Consider the following 17,344-nt stretch of genomic DNA (forward strand, 5'->3'; position numbering starts at 1 on the left):
TGTCTTTCGACCAGAATACGCAATCTTTGGGAACCAGCTTGACACCAGCAGCTTTTGAGGAAAAGCCTTCAAGGCGCAGTTTGTTCTTGGTTAAAACGCGGATCGCCTCATCAAGTTTGGGAAATGCTCTCACCTCTTCGGAAACAAGCTGACAAGCGGTGATTAGATTCTGAACGGCCAGATCAAGATCAGCCCCGCAATACGGCAATCCAAAAACCTGAATGAAACGTGAGAAATCCTGATCAGCGATTAGCTGATCAATCGACTCGTCTGCGAAAACTTTTGAATTATCCATTTACATTCCCCTGTTGCCTGAAGGTCACTCAAGGGAATGGTTTCATAGAATTCAAAAACGAGTTTCGGCTGAAAGTGCCTTTTTTTGGCCGTTTCAGCTGAAGGGACTGTTTAAATTAAGTGAAATGGCAACTTTTTAGGACACTAGTGCCTAAAGAAACCGGTGCGATTCATTCTTACTTCAAACGACTGGACGAAGAGAAACAGCAACCTCTTTTATTGCTCACTGTGTGAATTGAAATGCTCTAAGCTGACACAGCACAAGCTCAAGCTGCAGGCGAATCAAATGACTCATAAGTAACTATAAATCCTAGGTCCACACGAGTGATAGGTTTGTGATCTTTAAGTGTGTTTTTAAACTCTCGTACCTTGCCTTTGATGGATTGCGACCAAAGTTCATTTAATTGACGGATTCGCTGTTGCTCTTCAGGAGCAATTTTCTTTGAGATTCGTCTGGGTCGAAACTGTTCGCCCAACCATTCCAATTCTCTGCCCGCACCATCTCTAACCTGCACAAACGCGATTGGTGAGTTTGTCTCCCGTTCAAACACCTCGCGTAATCGAAATTGTAATTTTTTCTCGATCACATCAGTGCATTTCGGTTCAGATGAAAGTTTATTAGAGAACTCGACTGTCGCCTTGAGGTGGGCTGTAACCCCACTCATACTCATCAGGTCAAACATGAATTCCTTGTGTATCTTGATTCGCTCCTGCTTATAAGACGTCGGAGCAGGAACAGCCGTGGAATTGAATCCCCTCGTAGCAGACTCGCAGTACTCCCACTCAAGATCATCACCGCAATCTCTACCTAGTCCCCTCGAGCTACTGTATGCGAAGTTGTTCGGATTTAACTGGTTTGAGCGATTATCTCTGTCTGACTTACTTGACATAGTTTCCTCGAGAGGTGAGTGGACCCAAGTTATAAACTTCACACGTCATTTGGGGTTATTTATGACATGTGGGGGCTTTTATGACATGTCGGCGTTGAATCAAAGCTTTCTAACTCGCTAACTGGTCCAACAGAGTTAAAAATTCTGGACTTCTCATAGATACAAGTGAACCAATTCACCGTTGGCTACTGATAATTGCCGTGGCGGATGGCGGCTAGCAAATCCGCTACTACCCCTTGCCCCACGACGGTATCGAAATAATCCGCCGGACGCAGTCCACCGAGGGCATCGTTTGCACTGAAAGCCCAGTCCCCAAGCCACTTGGCTGCATCAAATCCAACAGGATCACCACACTCTTCTACTAGGTTCTGCACCTGACCGATCAACAATTGAACTCCGATGATCTGATTAGACAGGCTCTTCTTCTGGCTGGGCGAACCCTTGGATTTGATCGAATAGACCAACGATAGGGGCACACCTAAACTTCGAGCCAAATCAGCCAAGCTAACTCCCATGGCTTGGGCTGTGTCATAAAAGTACCCACATGGAACTCCTGCCCTTATCAAGCCCACTCGCTCAAACAGAGTGGATTTATAAACAGACCTGAGGTAACTGGAAAAGCTAACAGTTTGAAATGACGCTTCGAACAATTGTGACTCCATGAGCGGGGTGAGCACATACTTCAATTTATCTGATTTGGATGAAAAAGACAGCCCCCAAAACGTGGCCTGAAAAAGCCGAGCAAATATCGGCAGACGGCTACCCAAGAATTTCAGAAATTCATTTGTGCTGATGTAGTCGATTTTCAGAGCCTGAAGGTCAATTTCATTTCAAAGGAATTACCAAGGCACGGAAACTGAGTTCATGTGCCCAAGGGTGCAGTCCAAATCAGTCGGGACAAAGCGATCTAAAGGGGCACCCCTGAGGGTGACTGCAAAGCCACAGCTGGCGTAGTAAACAACCCAATTTAGCCCACTACTTATCGAGTTTCACCGCCTGTGATCGCTAAACGAGTAAATACTCATAACCTTAATCTTTGCGTTCTGTTGGTTCCCCAAATACTTTTAACCACCGAAGCAAGGAAAGCCCAAATTCCGCTTTCATTGGGCTTCGGATCACGCCCTTCGGAAATTCGTTTCAGTTGGCGCGAGTACCACAGTATTTCCATGATGCCCATTTTGTCGATTGCCTTGATTCCCGTTGAGATAGGCCTTACCTGATAGTTACAGTCGCGACCATTCAGGAGTGCTTTGGGGGCATCCGGATCAATGGCCAGCAAGCGGGCCAAACCCACGATGTCGAGCGCGCCTGATTCCAGGGCTGAATTCATGCCCGCATAACTGCGAAATCCGCCAGTGACCATCAAGGGTGTCTTGATATGACTTCGCACTTTTTCAGCAAAACTTAAAAAGTACGCTTCCCGATTCGAAGTGGATGCTTTTTTGGTTTGCTCAACCACACCGCTCATGGCGGGCGCTTCATAGGTGCCACCAGAAATTTCGATCAGATCGATTCCAGCCGCCGAAAGTGCTTCAATGGTTGCCATTGATTCTTCTTCAGTAAACCCACCCTTCTGAAAGTCGGCTGAATTCAATTTGATACCTACCGGAAAATCAGGGCCAACCTGGCGGCGAATTTCCGCATACACAGCCATCACAAAGCGCCTGCGATTCTCGGCATTTCCACCCCATTGATCGGTTCGTTGATTGTGATGAGGTGATAGAAACTGACTGATCAAGTAACCATGTGCGCCGTGAATTTGTACGCCGCCAAACCCGGCTTTTTTGCAAATGGCTGCACTGCGGCCGAAGCGTTGAATGATGTCCTGAATTTCAGCCTCGGTGGCTTCTCGCGGCGTTAGAAAAAATGCGGCCATGTCTTGCCGGAAAGGAATGGCAGAAGGTGCCAGATTGAATTTGTTCAATCCCTTGGGCGACTGCTTGCCGGGGTGGTTCAACTGCACCCACAACGCCGCACCCTCTTGTCTGGCTGCATCGGCCCACTGTTTCAATATTGCCAGGTCAGACTCATCTTCAATCACAATGTTTCCTGGTTCACCCAGGGCTTTGCGATCAATCATGACATTGCCTGTGAACATCAGGCCGATACCGGATTTGGCCCAGCGGCGATACAACTCCACAATTTTCGGTGTGGCGTGGTTGTCGTAGGTTCCCAGTGCTTCGCTCATGGACGCTTTGGCCAAACGGTTGGGTAACTCAACGCCATTGGGCAAAACGAACGGGCGATTCAACAAGTTGGGGTTTGTGGTTGGATTCATTTTGTTCTCAGTCTTAAATGTTTGCGAATTCCGGTGTCAAGAAAACGAGCTGGAAGCACTGTGCTCATGAGTTTCAATCGTGCAGCTGCTGTGCCGGCTGTGTAGGCCAAACGAGGGTTGGGTTCTTGCGCAGCCTTCAAAATCGCGTCGGCCACCAGGCTTGGGTCTTCAGCGGAACTCAGCATTTCTGTTAGGCGTACTTCAAAGGCTGACCGAACTTCCTGATATTCATCCATCTGGAACTCGGCCTGGGCGGAATTCGCTTCAATAGAAGTTTTCATGAAAGCCGGTTCAATCACCGACACCCGGATGCCCATGTTTCGAAGCTCGTGATCAAGCGATTCGGAATAACCACGCAGCGCATACTTGGTGGCTGAATAAAACGCCATGTAAGGCATGGGCATGAAGCCCAACACAGAACCAATGTTGACGATGCGCCCGCTGCCCTGACTGCGCATGTGCGGCAACACAGCATTGGTGGTGCGCACCACACCGAAGAAATTGGTATTGAAAATTGCCTGCGCCTGTTCAAGAGAAAACTCTTCGGCGCCAGCTGGTGCCAAACCGCGCCCTGCGTTGTTGACCAGCAGATCGATTCGGCCAGTTGAATCAATGATCTGATTGATGAGGTTCACAACGGATTCGTCTTTGTCCACATCCATCGCCAGCATTTCGAATCCCAGCGACCCGGTAGGGTTGGGGCGACGGCTGGTACCAAACACTCGATAACCGCTTGCCGCCAGTTTTTGCGCAGTGATTAATCCGATGCCGGACGATGCACCTGTTACCAAGGCAACAGGCCCTTTGTTTTTGTTCATGGTTTAAATCTCCCAAGTGGGCGAAATGTTGGTGGATTTCTGGTCCGCAAGTTGTTACTATCAAAACGAAACTAACTTTACCCGCAATTTTAAATAAAGTCACTATCAAAATAGTATGGACAGTAAAAATATTTCAGAAAACCCCTGCCCGATTGCACGAAGCCTTGCTTTCGTGGGCGACGCCTGGAGCATTTTGATTTTGCGTGATGCGCATGCGGGCATTACCCGGTTTGATCATTTCCGCAAAAGCTTGGGCATTGCACCAACCATGCTGACCAAGCGCTTGGCGGTTTTGACAGAGGAAGGGTTGCTTCAGAAGCACCGCTATTCCGAACACCCGCCCAGGGATGAGTATTTGTTGACCGAGGCAGGTCGGGACTTTTTACCGGTGCTGTTCCTGATCGGGGCCTGGGGCCGCAAGCACCGTGGTGGCGGCAAGCTGGTGAAGTTTTTTGATGCTGAAGCTGGAACAGAAATTAAACCTGTGGCGATTGATGAAGCGACGGGTGCACAAATTGGAACGCGGCCGATTCGAATTGGGACGAGTGATGAAAGCTGAAACGGAACACTGAGCACAAATCATGTACATCGGCGAACTTGCAAAAAAATCAGGGGCCACGCGCAAAGCGATTTACCTTTACGAGCAACTGGGCTTGATTCCAAAGCCCATGCGCAAAGGCAGCTACCGTATTTATGCCGACGTGGCCATCCATCAAATTCAAACCATTCGGTGCGCTCAAGCACTGGGATTCAAACTCAAGGAGCTTGTAGAGGCTTTGGCAAGCAACACCAGCGATCCTGGTTCAAGCATGGCACTGATGCTCAAACAAATCGAGTTGAAGCGATTAACCATTCAATCGCAAATCGATGCCGCCCAAGCCCAACTCCAGCTGCTAAATCAATTTGAGGATGAACTGCGTCACTCGCCTGAATTAATAAACTGCGAACTTCCTGTTGACTCTTCCCCTAAGGGCAAGCTTTAGACTTTTTGTGGTTCAACAAAAAGGAAGCTTGTGGTGCATAAACGCATTCTCGTAATTCTCGGACATCCAGCAGAAGCCAGCTTGTGCGGTGCAATCGCCGATGCCTACCTGAAGGGGGCACAAACAGCGGGGCATGATGTTCGCTTGCTCAGCCTTGGCAAGCTGAATTTCGATCCAATCCTGCGCGATGGTTACAACACCATTCAAACGCTTGAACCCGACCTTGTTGCGGCACAAGAATCGATTGCCTGGGCTGAGCACCTTGTGTTTGTTTATCCAATTTGGTGGGGTTCGATTCCCGCCATTTTGAAAGGTTTATTTGATCGAGTTTTCTTGCCCGGATTCGCATTCAAGTTCAAGAAGGACGCATTGATGGTCGATGGCCTATTAAAGCAACGCACCGCACACCTGATCGCCACCATGGACACACCGCCTTGGTACTACCGCTTTGTTTATCGTATGCCAGGGCACAATCAAATGAAGCGGACCATTCTGGAATTTTGCGGCATTAAGCCTGTGACTGTGAGCAGTTTTGGACCGGTAAAAAACTCGAAAGTAAGTACTCGCGAAAAATGGCTGGCAGGTGCTTACCAATTTGGGTTGAATATTTGAAAGTAGTAAACAAGATCTTCCTGCACACACTTGTTTTCCATGGCTGCCTGAAAAGAATGCAAATTCTTACAAACCCAACAAGTCCATAAAAACCCCCGGCTTTTTGTAACCCATTATCTTTTTACTCACTTCAGGCTTAGGCCCCATCACCAGCACCGCCGGGGTTGCAAACACACCCAGCTTTCGCGCCAACTGCTTTTCCGAATACACGGTGCCGTCGATCCAGTTCACGGGCAGGTCACCCCGTACATTGATTGCAATGACATCAAACTTGCTTTCAATTTTTTCGCGATTGGACCCCTCCGTGAAGTTCTCTTGCAGCAAATAGGCACAGTAAGGGCAGTCATCCAGATGAAAGAAAATGAGCAGCTTTTTTCCACGGGTTTGTGCATCTTGAATGTCCACAGGAATTTCAAGAAAAGTTTGCTTGAACCAGCCTGGTAATTCGTAATGCATGGGCTTGGGCTCAATGTCGCGGGCGGTCACATTGAGTGCAAACACCGCACAAAAAACACACAGCAAGAAGCGATGAAAGGACAAGACTCGAAATATTTTCATTTCAGGTTTTACTCCGTTCAACCGCCACAACTTGCCTTAACCCACTTGCTTTTCAAGGTCTGCTGAATATTGCGTTGCTGGCCACCCTCTGTCGTTTTGGCGTCGATCTTTGTTTCGTACAGAGTGGACGACAAAAAACTGACGGTGGCAGTACCCTGTGTGTCTGGGCACTTGAATTCGACTTTCATGGATTTTTCGCTTCGGCTTAGTACTTTGTTTTTGCAATCGCCGTCGTCCTGAACAGGAACGTCATTCGCTTTGGCTTGCTCAGGCGTAATACAAAACCGCACAGAGCCTGCTTTGGCGCCCATGGATACGCCCATTTGCGCCATCATGGCCTCCATTTGCTTGCGTTGTGCTGGTGGCATGCTTTCCATCTGCTTCATGGCGGCCTGCGCCTCGGGACCCATGCCCTGGGCATCGAACTCCATTTCCCACAAGCCAGGTTTTACCTCAGCAGCAAAGCCGAATTGAGCCGACAGCACAAACAATACCGCACCAAGAATCTTTTTCATGAAGCCCCCACACGCGCGAACAAAACCTTAGTTTAAAACGCGGTTTTAATGAGCGGGAGTGAGTTCAGCAAGAATTTGCGGCCAAATGCTGTTGCACCGTTCCCTGAAAATATCAATGTGCCCTACTTTGCCCAGCTTGAACATTTCTGGCTTGATTTCAAGCCGTTTTTTGCTGGCCTTGGTGAACAGGCGCATGATGTCCTCTACATTGGGCAGGGTTGCGATTTCATCGTCGCTGGCATGCACGAAAGTAATCGGCGAACTGAACTGTTCAAACCAATGTTGTTGAACACCTTCACCAAATTCATTTTCCACATACCCAGGGCTTGAGCACCACTTGGCCCATTGCAGGCCAACGCCTTTTGGCAAATTTTCACCCCAACCAAAACGCTTGGCTGGCACATACCCCAACAAGGCCGAACTGACCGGAATTACCCAACGCAGCATGAACCTGGCGCTGTTGCGTTTGTCTTTGCGAATGTTTTTCACATGTCCGGACGAAGCTGCCACCGCCAACACGCCACGCACTTTGGCGTGGTTGTGCATCAAGCCAAACAACTGCCCACCTGCACTGTGCCCGACCAGGTATGCGCTACCCTGCCCAGTGAGTTCAAGCAGAAAATCCAACGCTGCTGGCATGTCATACAAGCCCCAGTCCTGCTTCTTCACCTCGCAATGCTTGACATGCGACTCCTGCAAAGATTTTCCGATGCCTCGATAATCAAACACCAACACAGAAAATCCCTGTTCGGCCAGCCAGCGCGAAAAGGGAAAATAAAACTTTTGAATGATTCCCGTGGCGGGACAAATCAAGACTGGCTTGTTGTGCGTGCCATTAACCGCTGGAAAAAACGCACCGGCCAGTGGCTGCCCTGCAGCGGGAATACTCACTTCAAATGATTGGGTCATGGAGGCACCTGATTTAAATTCGCTGCTGCAGTGTAGTTGCAACCGCGAATTTTATAATCCAGGTGATGAGCAATTTATTTGTTCCTCCAATGCAATAATCCTCGGTCAGCAAGTCACCTGCCAACTCGTCTTGACCTACAAAATCCCGTCAATCGCATCAACCACAATGGCTGTACCTACGGCAATCAACAGCAGGTCCGTGCCCAGCTGCACATACTTGTGGTTCAAGGGCGGTGCGGGCAGGCGAATGCGCAATTCATTGGGAATGTCGTAATAGCGAACATCACTGCCCAAAGCGCGGCCTTTTTGCCACTGCTTGGCCTGGCCCGGGGCCTGACAACCATTCCCTTTTTTGGCCAGCCCGGGGGGACACTTGCCTTTGGCAACCTGGCCACCGTAGTAATCCCGAACTATCCGGGTTTCAGCGCCACCAAAGTTAAACGACACTGACACACCGCCCTGCCCAGAGTCACGACCCCCGTCAACACGGTTGCCTTTCTCGTTACCACCGCCTTTGCGGTTTTCCTTTTGCCCGCGTTGCTCGCTTTGTTCCTTATTCTTTCCCTGGTTGCCGTTTCCTTTTTCAGGTTTATCGGCGTAAGCACTGCCGCTTGCTATCAACAATGCGGTGGAAGCGACAGTCAAAGTACGTAGTATCGATTTAATGGACATGGGTGGCCTATAATTGTGTGTAACCCATTAGTAGTACCACCACGATGAATAACAAGCAATCCTTACTCGCTTCTTTAGAACAAAGCCGCGAGCGTGTTCTTGAATTGCTCAACAGCCTAGACGCTCAGCAGGCCAAAGTGCCCTATTTGCCAGGCATCAACCCGCCAATTTGGGAGGTTGGGCACGCTGCTTTTTTCTTTGAGCGGTTTATTTTGCAGAACCTGGACAAAACCCCTTCATACAACCCAGCGCTTGACGACATCTGGGACTCGTTTGAACTGGCCCACGAGGACCGCTGGCAAGAAGGGCTGTTCCCCGACAAACCAGACACCCTGCGCTACTTTGACGACACCTTCAACAAGGTGAAACAGCGAATTGAAACCAAGGCACTGACCGACAGCGATTTGTACCTGTACAAGTACGCCATCTTCCACCTGCACATGCACATCGAGTCCATGGTGTGGGCGCGGCAAAGCCTTGGTTATGCCCCACCGCCTTACGCATCAAACAATACTGGCGCGGAAAACACACGTTCAATCGACCACAACGATGTTGAAGTACCTGCGGGCCGCTACCGAATAGGAATGCCGCCCGAGTCGGCACATTATGCGACAGAGGACTTTTGTTTCGACAATGAAAAGCCAGGATTCGTCGTGGAGATGGAAGCCTTCAAGATCTCCAAAAACCTGGTCAGTAATGCGCAGTATCTCGCTTTTATTCAATCAGGTGGATACGAGGAAGACCAACACTGGAGCATGGCAGGCCTGAAATGGCGCGACAGCCATGGCGCAAGGCACCCCTTGTTCTGGAAGAAAGAAAACGACATTTGGTTTGAACGTCACTTCGACCAATGGCTGCCGGTACAGGCCGAACTGCCTGTTAAACACGTCAGCTATTGGGAGGCGCAAGCGTACTGCAAGTTTGCAGGGCGGCGCTTACCTTCGGAGTTTGAATGGGAAGTTGCGGCTTTGGGTAACCGCGAGCAGGGAGAGTTCAACAAGTTTCCCTGGGGAAACACCATGGAAACACACCGTGTAGACATGGACAGCACACACCTGGCGAGGCTGCCAGTAAGCGCCCTGCCCGAAGGCGACAGCCCGTTTGGATGCCGGCAAATGATCGGCACCGTGTGGGAGTGGACCGACAGTCTTTTCTTCCCCTACAACGGATTCACCATGGACATGTACCCCTTCATGTCCACCTTGCAATTCGGAGACCACAAAGTGGTTCGGGGTGGCTCTTGCGCAACTTCGTCCATACTCATTCGCGGCACCTACCGCCAAGCCTACACACCCGATCGAAACGATGTGTTCGTCGGCTTCAGAACCTGTGCCCAATAAGGCCTTATGACCAATCCTTACGAAACCGACGAGCTTTTAAACCAGTACCTGGCCTTTCACTACGGCATCGACTATTTTGATGTTCCGAATTACCCGGTGCGCTGCGCCCAGCTGTGCCTGGAATTCATGGGCAATCGACCACGCCGCAAAGCGCTCGACCTGGGCTGCGCCGTGGGCAGAAGTACTTTTGAGCTCGCCTTGGGATTCGACACTGCTGTCGGTGTTGATCTATCCGCCCGTTTTATCGATGCGGCCGAAGCGCTTCAACAAGGCAATACCCTGAATTACTTTCTGCATGACGAAGGCGATTTGGGCAGAGCCATGCAAGTGTCGCTTGCCAATTTCAATTACAGCGATTGCAGCCAGCGTGTGGAATTTGCGCAAGGCGATGCTTGCAAACTTGGTGAAGAACACACGGGTTACGACCTGATATTTGCTGGCAACCTGATTGACCGGGTGAACAACCCCACCGAATTCCTGAACGACATGCCCAAGCGCATTGTGCCCGGCGGCTTGTTGGTTATCAGCTCGCCCTACACGCTGTTGACTGAATACACCCCCAAGGAAAACTGGATTGGTGGAATTGAAGAACATGGCAAACCAAAAACCATGCTCGAGGGAATACAAGCCGTGCTTGCACCCCATTTCAAGCGGGTTCGCGACCCTATGAATGTTCCATTCGTCATTCGGGAAACTGCCCGCAAATACCAGCACAGCATTGCTGAAATGACCGTGTGGGAAAGAAAGGGCAGCTAAGCCAACGGAATCAGCGTGACGGGTACACCATTCACTGCGGCGTTTCCGCTGGGCTCGTCCAGCCATTGCTCATCGGTCAAATCGTTGCAACTCACGCCTGCATGGGCAGCAGCCACCTGCAAGCGCACACCCGATTTGTCATGACCCCAGCCGTGCGGAATGCTCACCACGCTGGGCATTACATCGTCTGAAATTTCTACGGGCAATGTAATTTCACCCACGCGGCTGCGCACACGCACATTGTGGCCTTCCTGCAAATTCAAACGCACGGCATCAGCCGGGTTGACCATGGCGGTGCAGCGGTTCTTGCCTTTCACCAAACGCTCCGAGTTGTGCATCCAGGAATTGTTGCTGCGAATGTGGCGCCTGCCGATCAGCATCATCTCTGCGACTGTCTGCTTGTCGGCATTCAATAAATCAGCCACATAATTTGCTGCTGCCTGTAGCACCTGCACAGCTGCCAACTGAATTTTTTTATCAGCTGTTTGCAAACGGTCGGGGAAACTTGGGCGCAATGGCCCCAAGTCAATGCCCTCAGGGTGCTGCTTTAATTTCTCCAAACTCAACTTGTGCTCACTGGCCATGCCATAAGGCCCCATTTGTAAACCCATGTCGAGAATCATTTGTGGCGGCATGGAAGGCCGTGCGGGTTTGCCAATTTTGGCGCTGTAGCAGGCCGCCAGCTTGTCCATCAGTTCCCAGTCGTCCAGGCTGCCTTCCGGTTTGGGCAAGGTGGCCGCACTGTATTTGGCCTGGTTGCGCACGCCAAATATATTGAAAATCAAATCGTAGTGATCATGTTCCAGAGGCGATGTCGTGGGCAAAATAACATCGGCATGGCGATTGGTTTCGTTGATGTACAGGTCAACTGACACCATGAACTCAAGCCCAGTCAAAGCCTTGTCAAGCTGCTGGCCATTGGGTGTGGACAACACTGGGTTGCCTGCAATGGTGACCATGGCCTTGATCTGCCCTTCACCTTCGGTTTGAATTTCTTCGGCCATGATGGCACTGGGAAACTCGCCCAAGGCCTCGGGCTTTTGGCTGACCCGGCTGTGCCAGCGGCCATAACTGCCGGGCTTGCTGTTGGGCGCGGCGATCAGGTCTAGCGCGGGGTTGGCCACCAGGCTACCACCCACACGGTCGGTGTTGCCTGTCACAAAGTTCAGCAACTGAATACCCCACTGCGCCAAGGTGCCATGGCGCTGCGTGCAAGCACCCATGCGGCCATACGCAACCGCCTTTCCGGCATTCGCAAAATCACGGGCAATTTGGCGAATGGTGTCAGCATCAATACCGCATTCGGCCTGCGCCACTTCAGGTGTTACTTTTGAAATCGCACCCAAAGCCGCATACAAACCTTCACTGTGGTGGGCCAGGCGATCCATTCGGGTCAAGCCTTCGCCAACGATCGTGTTGATCAAGGCAAATACAAAGGCAGCATCGCTGGCGGGCTTGATGAAATGGTGCGCATCAGCCACTTCTGCTGTTTCGGTTTTTCGTGGATCAATCACAATCAGCTTTCCGCCACGCGCCTGCAAAGCCTTGATTCGCTTGGCCACATCGGGCACAGTCATCAAGCTGCCATTGGATGCAATTGGATTGGCGCCCAGCATCAGAAAGTAATTGGTGTGATCAATGTCGGGAATGGTGATCAGCAACTGGTGCCCAAACATCCAGTACCCCAACAACTGCATGGGCAGTTGGTCAACCGATGTGGCCGAAAAACGGTTGCGTGTTTTCAGCAAACCCAGAAAATTGGCGCTGTGGGTCATCAAACCCCAGTTGTGCACATTCGGATTTCCCTGATAAACACCCACCGCGTTGGCACCATACTTTTGCTGCACCTGGAACAAACCTTCGCAGGCCAGCTCAATCGCATCTTCCCAAGTGGTTTCTACCCACTGCCCATTCACCTTTTTAACCGGGCGCGTTAAACGGTCGGGGTCCTCCTGAATGTCTTTCAATGCAACCGCCTTCGGGCAAATGTGCCCACGGCTAAAGGGGTCCAGCTCATCACCCTTGATTGACACTACCTGATTGTTTTCTACCTCGACCTTCAGGCCACAAATGGCCTCGCACAAATGGCAGGCACGGCGGTGGGTTTGCAATATCGTCTCCTCGCAGGCCCTCGGGTGGAGCCTTGTTCTTGAAAGGCCAAACTTTGTTGGCGTATGCCACATACTACTTGCGAAGGTGTAATACCATCAAGAGATCAACAGGAGACAATATGATCAACGCATACGCAGCTTTCGAGGCCAAAGGCCCGTTGAAACCCTTTCAATACGATCCGGGTGAATTGAACGCATTTGACATCGAGATCGATGTGGACCACTGCGGCATTTGCCACAGCGATGTCAGCATGCTTGACAACGACTGGGGCCGTGCCAAATACCCCATGGTGGCAGGCCACGAAATTATTGGTCGGGTAAGCCAAGTGGGCAGCCATGTCAGCCACCTGGCCATTGGTGATGTCGTGGGTTTGGGCTGGCATTCAGGCTACTGCGAAAGTTGCCGTATGTGCATGGGCGGCGACCACAACCTGTGCAGCACCGCCAAAGGAACCATTGTTGGTCGCCATGGCGGGTTTGCTGACAAGGTGCGCGCGCAAGCTGTCAGTGCCGTAAAAATTCCCGCAGGTGTCAACCCCGCTACCGCAGGCCCGCTGCTGTGTGGTGGCATTACCGTTTACAACCCGCTGGTGCAATTCAATATTTCACCGCAAAGCAAAGTCGCGGTGATCGGCGTGGGCGGCTTGGGCCACATGGCGGTCATGTTCCTGAAAGCCTGGGGTTGCGAGGTAACCGCATTCAGCAGCAACGCCTCGAAAACCGACGAATTGCTGGGCATGGGTGCGCACCACGTGCTGAACAGCAAAGACCCAGATGCCCTGAAAAAAGCGGCGGGCTCATTCGACCTTATTTTGTCGACCGTGAACGTGAAGCTTGACTGGAATGCCTACATTGCAACCTTGGCCCCAAAAGGCCGCCTGCACTTTCTGGGTGCCGTGCTGGAGCCTTTGGACATTGGTGTGTTTGGCTTGATGGGGCAACAACGTTCCATTTCGTCGTCGCCAGTGGGCAGCCCGCGCGTAATTGCCGACATGCTGAAATTCGCAGCCCTGCATAATATTCAACCCATTGTAGAAACCTACAGCTTTGAGCAAATCAACGAGGCTGTAGACAAAGTACGCAATGGTAGCCCCCGCTTTAGAGTGGTGTTGTCGCGATAACACCCCCCTTGTTACCCCCCACCCCCACCCTTTGATGTGATTGATTTAGTTGAACATTAAGAGGAATCTGGGTGGGAGGGTTCTGAATACACTAGGAAACGGCGAAAGACCGAAAAAAGCTCAGAGAGGATTACAGAAATTTGCGACAAACTTGTCATGTGAGTGAAATATAGAGGGAAATTAAACCCTTTATAAATCATGGATCTTTGATGATCACCTCATGTAGATACTTAGAATTTGTCGCAATTTTTGTAGGTACTGTTACATGAAATGACAAAAAATGTGATTTTTTTCAAACATTTGTTCAGTCAACACTTGTTCGCGCAATAAATTCGGGCAAGTATTCATTAACTCAACGAGTGAACAATAAAAACATGGTCGCACAAACAAAGCCATTCGAGAGTACGGTAGCCACGCTTGCAGGCTTTTCCTCCGGCAACTCGATCGCAAACAACATCGCTTATTTCAGGGCACATCATCCAGTCGATCCATGCGACTGTGAGTACAGCGAATTGGCCGCACACATTGAAGACACCGGTCTTCTCAACCTGAGCTTGCCATTTATCCTGCAAGGTCTGGCTGAAACAGAGGGAACAACCTGGCATTACTTTCGCGGTCTGATGAAAGCCTATTCGGAACTACGCCCAAAAGTAAAAACCATTGAATCCACCCCCCGATTGATTGGTGAACTATTAAAAGTGTGCATCCACGAATACGACGCCATCAATCAAGAAGCTTTCGATGAAGCACAAGCCTGCAGTCTGGCCGTGCTCGAAACAGCGGCATACCTTTTGGTTCATTACAGCCCGCATGACGGCAATCAATGGCTTGATGCCATTTATCAAGATTGATCTGCCACTGACAAGAACCCCCTGACGCAGCAGAATAATTTTTGGGATTGCTGCAAAAGAAATTATTTCGTATATTGATGTATATTCGAATTAATAAAATTTGCAAACTCACTGAACACCGATCCATACGAAAAAGGTAAAACGAATATGGAATTTGCTCTTGGTCTTGCCATGGTGCTGATGGCATGGAACACAACCGGGGAAACGAGTGGGGAGACAAGTGCCACTGTTGCCATTGAACTACCCCGCTATGCAGTGGCAACCGAGAAACATGAAGAACAACTCCCGTATTTCGCCGATGAGTTGCTGTCGCGCAATGTTGAACTGGCCAGGCACGGTGCACCCGACCCAATGCCACAAGCCAGAAGCTTTGCCGTGATCGCGCAACCCAGTCTGGAACCCAAGTCCCCAAGCGCGACGTCCAACAAAAACAGCAACATACAGCTTGCCATGCAGGCGCCCTCCTCCGATGTATTCATTGTTGACCTGCCGCCCAAAGTAATTCGGGAGGCCGAACAATTGGCTGCCCTGCCAGTGAAACAGGAAAACGCAAGGCTGGTGGTAACACCGCGTGCCATTCAATGGGAATTGCGGGTTGAAGACGGCCGACTGGACAAAGCCATTCGCCGTTGGGCCAAAGAAGCGGGTTACACATTTCGCTGGGATGCCGACCGTTACGTGATGATTGCAGCCGGCACCACCTTCTCGGGCACCTTTGAATATGCAGTAGAACAAGTGCTTGAAACACCCGGAATCAAGAATAGCGAATACCCCTTGGAAGCCTGTGTTTACAACAACGAGCCGCCATTGCTGCGAATTACCCGCTTGGGCGATCAAAAAGAAGAGTGCCGATAAAACATGAAGACACCACCGAACAGAACATGGGTATGCGCGGCAATTGTAGCCATGCTAAGCCTTGGAACAGCGGCTTGTACTGGCCCGCAAATCAGCGCTGAAGTACAGGCTGACAATGAGAACGGCTTGCGCAAAGTAGAACAAGTCAACACCAGCTTGCAAACCAACGGTTCCTTTCGTGGTGGCCGGCAATACGCCGATGAACAAGCCAAGCAACAACAAAATGCCAAGGTGCTGAAACGCGCCAGCAAAAGCTGGATTGGCGGCACATTCGTGCATGTGAATGACGACGACAAACTGCCCGCAATTTTTCATGAAACCTACAAAATGAATTTTGCGGACAAGGGTCGACCCGTGGATTTGAATACGGTGGCCGCCCGCCTGACCCAAATGGTCGGCATTCCTGTGCGCATTCAGCAAGATGTATTCAACACCCCGGTCAGCGTAGAGCCGCGCCGCGGAGCACGCCAGTTGCCACCAGTCAGCGCCCCTGCCGAAGCAGCACCACCCGTGGCAACCCCAGTGGCCATTGACAGCGTGGCCTTGGCGCCCCGTGCCACCGTAGGTTCTGTGGCCATGAACTGGGACGGCACACTGATTGATTTTCTGAACAACACAACCGACAAATTGGGATTGTCGTGGGAGTACCGCGACAACTCAATTGTCATCATGCGCTACACCACCGCCATGTACGAGTTGGCTTCCTTCCCCAATGGGTATGAATACGCCATGAGCAGCGGCACGCAAGGCCGGGTGCGTGGCAATGAGGTGCAAAGCAATTCGAATTTGAGCGTGTCCGAGAAAGGAAAAATTGACGGCCAGGCCAGCATACTGGAGGTGATCAACCGCATGGTCGCCTCGGTGCCCGGTTCGGAAGTGATTGTTGCCGAGGGAACCGGCCGTGTGATGGTGAAAACAAGCAGAGACATGCAAACCCAGGTTCGCGATTTGATCCGCGCCGAGAATGCAAACATGCTGAAACAAGTGCATGTACAGCTTGATATTTACTCAGTGATGTCCAAGAAAGACGACCAGCAAGGCGTGAGCTGGGATGTATTTTTCCGAAGCCTTTCCCAGCGCTATGGCATTGGCGTGCTCTCGCCCGATTCGTTGGTAGCACCTGAAGCAGGCCTGATTGCCCTGACCATTCCTGAAGCCTTGCAAGGCTTCATCCCCGGCCAGGGCACACCCAACAGCCAAACCAATCAACGCTTTGGTGCCAGCTCGGCCATTGTGCAAGCCTTGAATGAAATTGGCGACAATGTGCAACACCGCCCTATTTCGCTGGTGGCCTTGAACCGGCAGTGGGCCCGCAAAGCACGCTTGACCACCACGGGCTATTTGTCAGAAACCAAGCCTGCCTCATCCGGTGCTTTGGGCGGCGGCACAGGTGTGCCTGGTTTGACCACCGATGAAATTACAACGGGCGATCAGTTTGCCGCCATGCCTTTCATTCTGGACAACAACACCATCATGCTGAAGATGGGCATCAGTTTGTCTGACCTCACCAGCCTGCTTGAAATTACCACCGGTACTGGCGAAACCCTGCAACGGGTTCAAACACCCAACACCAGCAGCATTTCTGACCAGTACACTATTGCACTTCGCCCAGGTGAGGTGATGGCCATTACAGGCCTGTCACGCGATGTATCCGGTTTCACAGAGCGCAAGCTGACTGAACAGGCCCCACTGCTGGCCGGTGGTTCGCGCAACCTGTCCACCATGCGAGAGAACTTCATCGTTCTGGTTCGCGCGGTGGTGCTGTAAAGCACGGGGACGCA

Annotated in this window: 19 protein-coding genes; 9 read left to right on the plus strand and 10 right to left on the minus strand. The window is 51.1% G+C overall.

Going from position 1 to position 17,344, the window contains the following annotated elements:
* The 5 genes from B4N58_RS06670 to B4N58_RS06690 form a co-directional block, all read right to left on the minus strand.
* A partial coding sequence (locus B4N58_RS06670) for a hypothetical protein (protein WP_291747250.1) occupies window positions 1-295 on the minus strand: 295 nt, incomplete at its 3' end.
* Between the two features lie 265 nt (window positions 296-560).
* The gene (locus B4N58_RS06675) at window positions 561-977 is read right to left on the minus strand and encodes a hypothetical protein (RefSeq protein WP_291747253.1); all 417 of its coding nucleotides are present in this window, start codon (window positions 975-977) and stop codon (window positions 561-563) included.
* Window positions 978-1,369: 392 nt separating this feature from the next.
* Window positions 1,370-1,951, minus strand: a complete 582-nt coding sequence (locus B4N58_RS06680) for an MbcA/ParS/Xre antitoxin family protein (RefSeq protein ID WP_291747255.1) — start codon at window positions 1,949-1,951, stop codon at window positions 1,370-1,372.
* 254 nt (window positions 1,952-2,205) lie between these two features.
* Entirely contained in the window at window positions 2,206-3,462 is a 1,257-nt protein-coding gene (locus B4N58_RS06685; protein WP_291747258.1) for an NADH:flavin oxidoreductase/NADH oxidase family protein, read from the minus strand.
* The gene (locus tag B4N58_RS06690) at window positions 3,459-4,280 is read right to left on the minus strand and encodes an oxidoreductase (RefSeq protein WP_291747261.1); all 822 of its coding nucleotides are present in this window, start codon (window positions 4,278-4,280) and stop codon (window positions 3,459-3,461) included. Before B4N58_RS06690 ends, B4N58_RS06685 begins: the two co-directional genes overlap by 4 nt.
* A gap of 115 nt (window positions 4,281-4,395) precedes the next feature.
* Here B4N58_RS06690 and B4N58_RS06695 point away from each other — a divergent pair, with 115 nt between their 5' ends.
* Genes B4N58_RS06695 through B4N58_RS06705 form a run of 3 tightly spaced genes read left to right on the plus strand, consistent with a single transcriptional unit; the run spans window position 4,396 to window position 5,875 of the window.
* Complete coding sequence (locus B4N58_RS06695; RefSeq protein ID WP_291747263.1) at window positions 4,396-4,839, plus strand: winged helix-turn-helix transcriptional regulator; 444 nt, start codon at window positions 4,396-4,398, stop codon at window positions 4,837-4,839.
* Window positions 4,840-4,861: 22 nt separating this feature from the next.
* Window positions 4,862-5,263 carry a MerR family transcriptional regulator gene (locus tag B4N58_RS06700; RefSeq protein WP_291747266.1) on the plus strand — a complete coding sequence of 134 codons (402 nt, stop codon included), beginning with the start codon at window positions 4,862-4,864 and terminating at the stop codon, window positions 5,261-5,263.
* 30 nt (window positions 5,264-5,293) lie between these two features.
* Entirely contained in the window at window positions 5,294-5,875 is a 582-nt protein-coding gene (locus tag B4N58_RS06705) for an NAD(P)H-dependent oxidoreductase (protein ID WP_414673786.1), read from the plus strand.
* A 66-nt stretch (window positions 5,876-5,941) separates the two neighbouring features.
* Here B4N58_RS06705 and B4N58_RS06710 read toward each other — a convergent pair whose 3' ends face one another.
* The 4 genes from B4N58_RS06710 to B4N58_RS06725 form a co-directional block, all read right to left on the minus strand.
* A complete protein-coding gene (locus tag B4N58_RS06710; protein WP_291747271.1) occupies window positions 5,942-6,433 on the minus strand; it encodes a thioredoxin family protein in 492 nt (163 codons plus the stop codon).
* Window positions 6,434-6,450: 17 nt separating this feature from the next.
* Window positions 6,451-6,948: a DUF3617 domain-containing protein gene (locus B4N58_RS06715; protein ID WP_291747274.1), complete on the minus strand. Its 498-nt coding sequence runs from the start codon at window positions 6,946-6,948 to the stop codon at window positions 6,451-6,453.
* Between the two features lie 45 nt (window positions 6,949-6,993).
* Complete coding sequence (locus B4N58_RS06720) at window positions 6,994-7,857, minus strand: alpha/beta fold hydrolase (protein ID WP_291747277.1); 864 nt, start codon at window positions 7,855-7,857, stop codon at window positions 6,994-6,996.
* A gap of 135 nt (window positions 7,858-7,992) precedes the next feature.
* A complete protein-coding gene (locus tag B4N58_RS06725) occupies window positions 7,993-8,529 on the minus strand; it encodes a hypothetical protein (RefSeq protein ID WP_291747280.1) in 537 nt (178 codons plus the stop codon).
* 44 nt (window positions 8,530-8,573) lie between these two features.
* Between B4N58_RS06725 and senA the strand changes: the two genes are divergently transcribed.
* Both senA and B4N58_RS06735 read left to right on the plus strand, forming a co-directional pair.
* Window positions 8,574-9,869 carry a selenoneine synthase SenA gene (gene senA / locus B4N58_RS06730; RefSeq protein ID WP_291747284.1) on the plus strand — a complete coding sequence of 432 codons (1,296 nt, stop codon included), beginning with the start codon at window positions 8,574-8,576 and terminating at the stop codon, window positions 9,867-9,869.
* 6 nt (window positions 9,870-9,875) lie between these two features.
* Window positions 9,876-10,625, plus strand: coding sequence for a putative 4-mercaptohistidine N1-methyltransferase (locus tag B4N58_RS06735; RefSeq protein ID WP_291747288.1), 750 nt, complete (start codon window positions 9,876-9,878; stop codon window positions 10,623-10,625).
* Here B4N58_RS06735 and B4N58_RS06740 read toward each other — a convergent pair.
* The gene (locus B4N58_RS06740; RefSeq protein WP_291747291.1) at window positions 10,622-12,736 is read right to left on the minus strand and encodes a molybdopterin oxidoreductase family protein; all 2,115 of its coding nucleotides are present in this window, start codon (window positions 12,734-12,736) and stop codon (window positions 10,622-10,624) included. The genes B4N58_RS06735 and B4N58_RS06740 overlap by 4 nt on opposite strands.
* A 119-nt stretch (window positions 12,737-12,855) precedes the next feature.
* Here B4N58_RS06740 and ahr point away from each other — a divergent pair, with 119 nt between their 5' ends.
* The 4 genes from ahr (at window position 12,856) to B4N58_RS06760 (ending at window position 17,330) form a co-directional block, all read left to right on the plus strand.
* Entirely contained in the window at window positions 12,856-13,857 is a 1,002-nt protein-coding gene (ahr, locus tag B4N58_RS06745; protein WP_291747294.1) for an NADPH-dependent aldehyde reductase Ahr, read from the plus strand.
* Between the two features lie 359 nt (window positions 13,858-14,216).
* Window positions 14,217-14,708 carry a hypothetical protein gene (locus B4N58_RS06750; RefSeq protein ID WP_291747296.1) on the plus strand — a complete coding sequence of 164 codons (492 nt, stop codon included), beginning with the start codon at window positions 14,217-14,219 and terminating at the stop codon, window positions 14,706-14,708.
* Between the two features lie 147 nt (window positions 14,709-14,855).
* Window positions 14,856-15,563, plus strand: coding sequence for a TcpQ domain-containing protein (locus B4N58_RS06755; protein WP_291747298.1), 708 nt, complete (start codon window positions 14,856-14,858; stop codon window positions 15,561-15,563).
* A 3-nt stretch (window positions 15,564-15,566) separates the two neighbouring features.
* Window positions 15,567-17,330 carry a type II secretion system protein GspD gene (locus B4N58_RS06760; protein WP_291747301.1) on the plus strand — a complete coding sequence of 588 codons (1,764 nt, stop codon included), beginning with the start codon at window positions 15,567-15,569 and terminating at the stop codon, window positions 17,328-17,330.
* Window positions 17,331-17,344: the final 14 nt, after the last annotated feature.

The sequence above is a fragment of the Limnobacter sp. UBA3528 genome, assembly GCF_002377005.1.
In the GTDB taxonomy this organism is placed as follows: domain Bacteria; phylum Pseudomonadota; class Gammaproteobacteria; order Burkholderiales; family Burkholderiaceae_B; genus Limnobacter.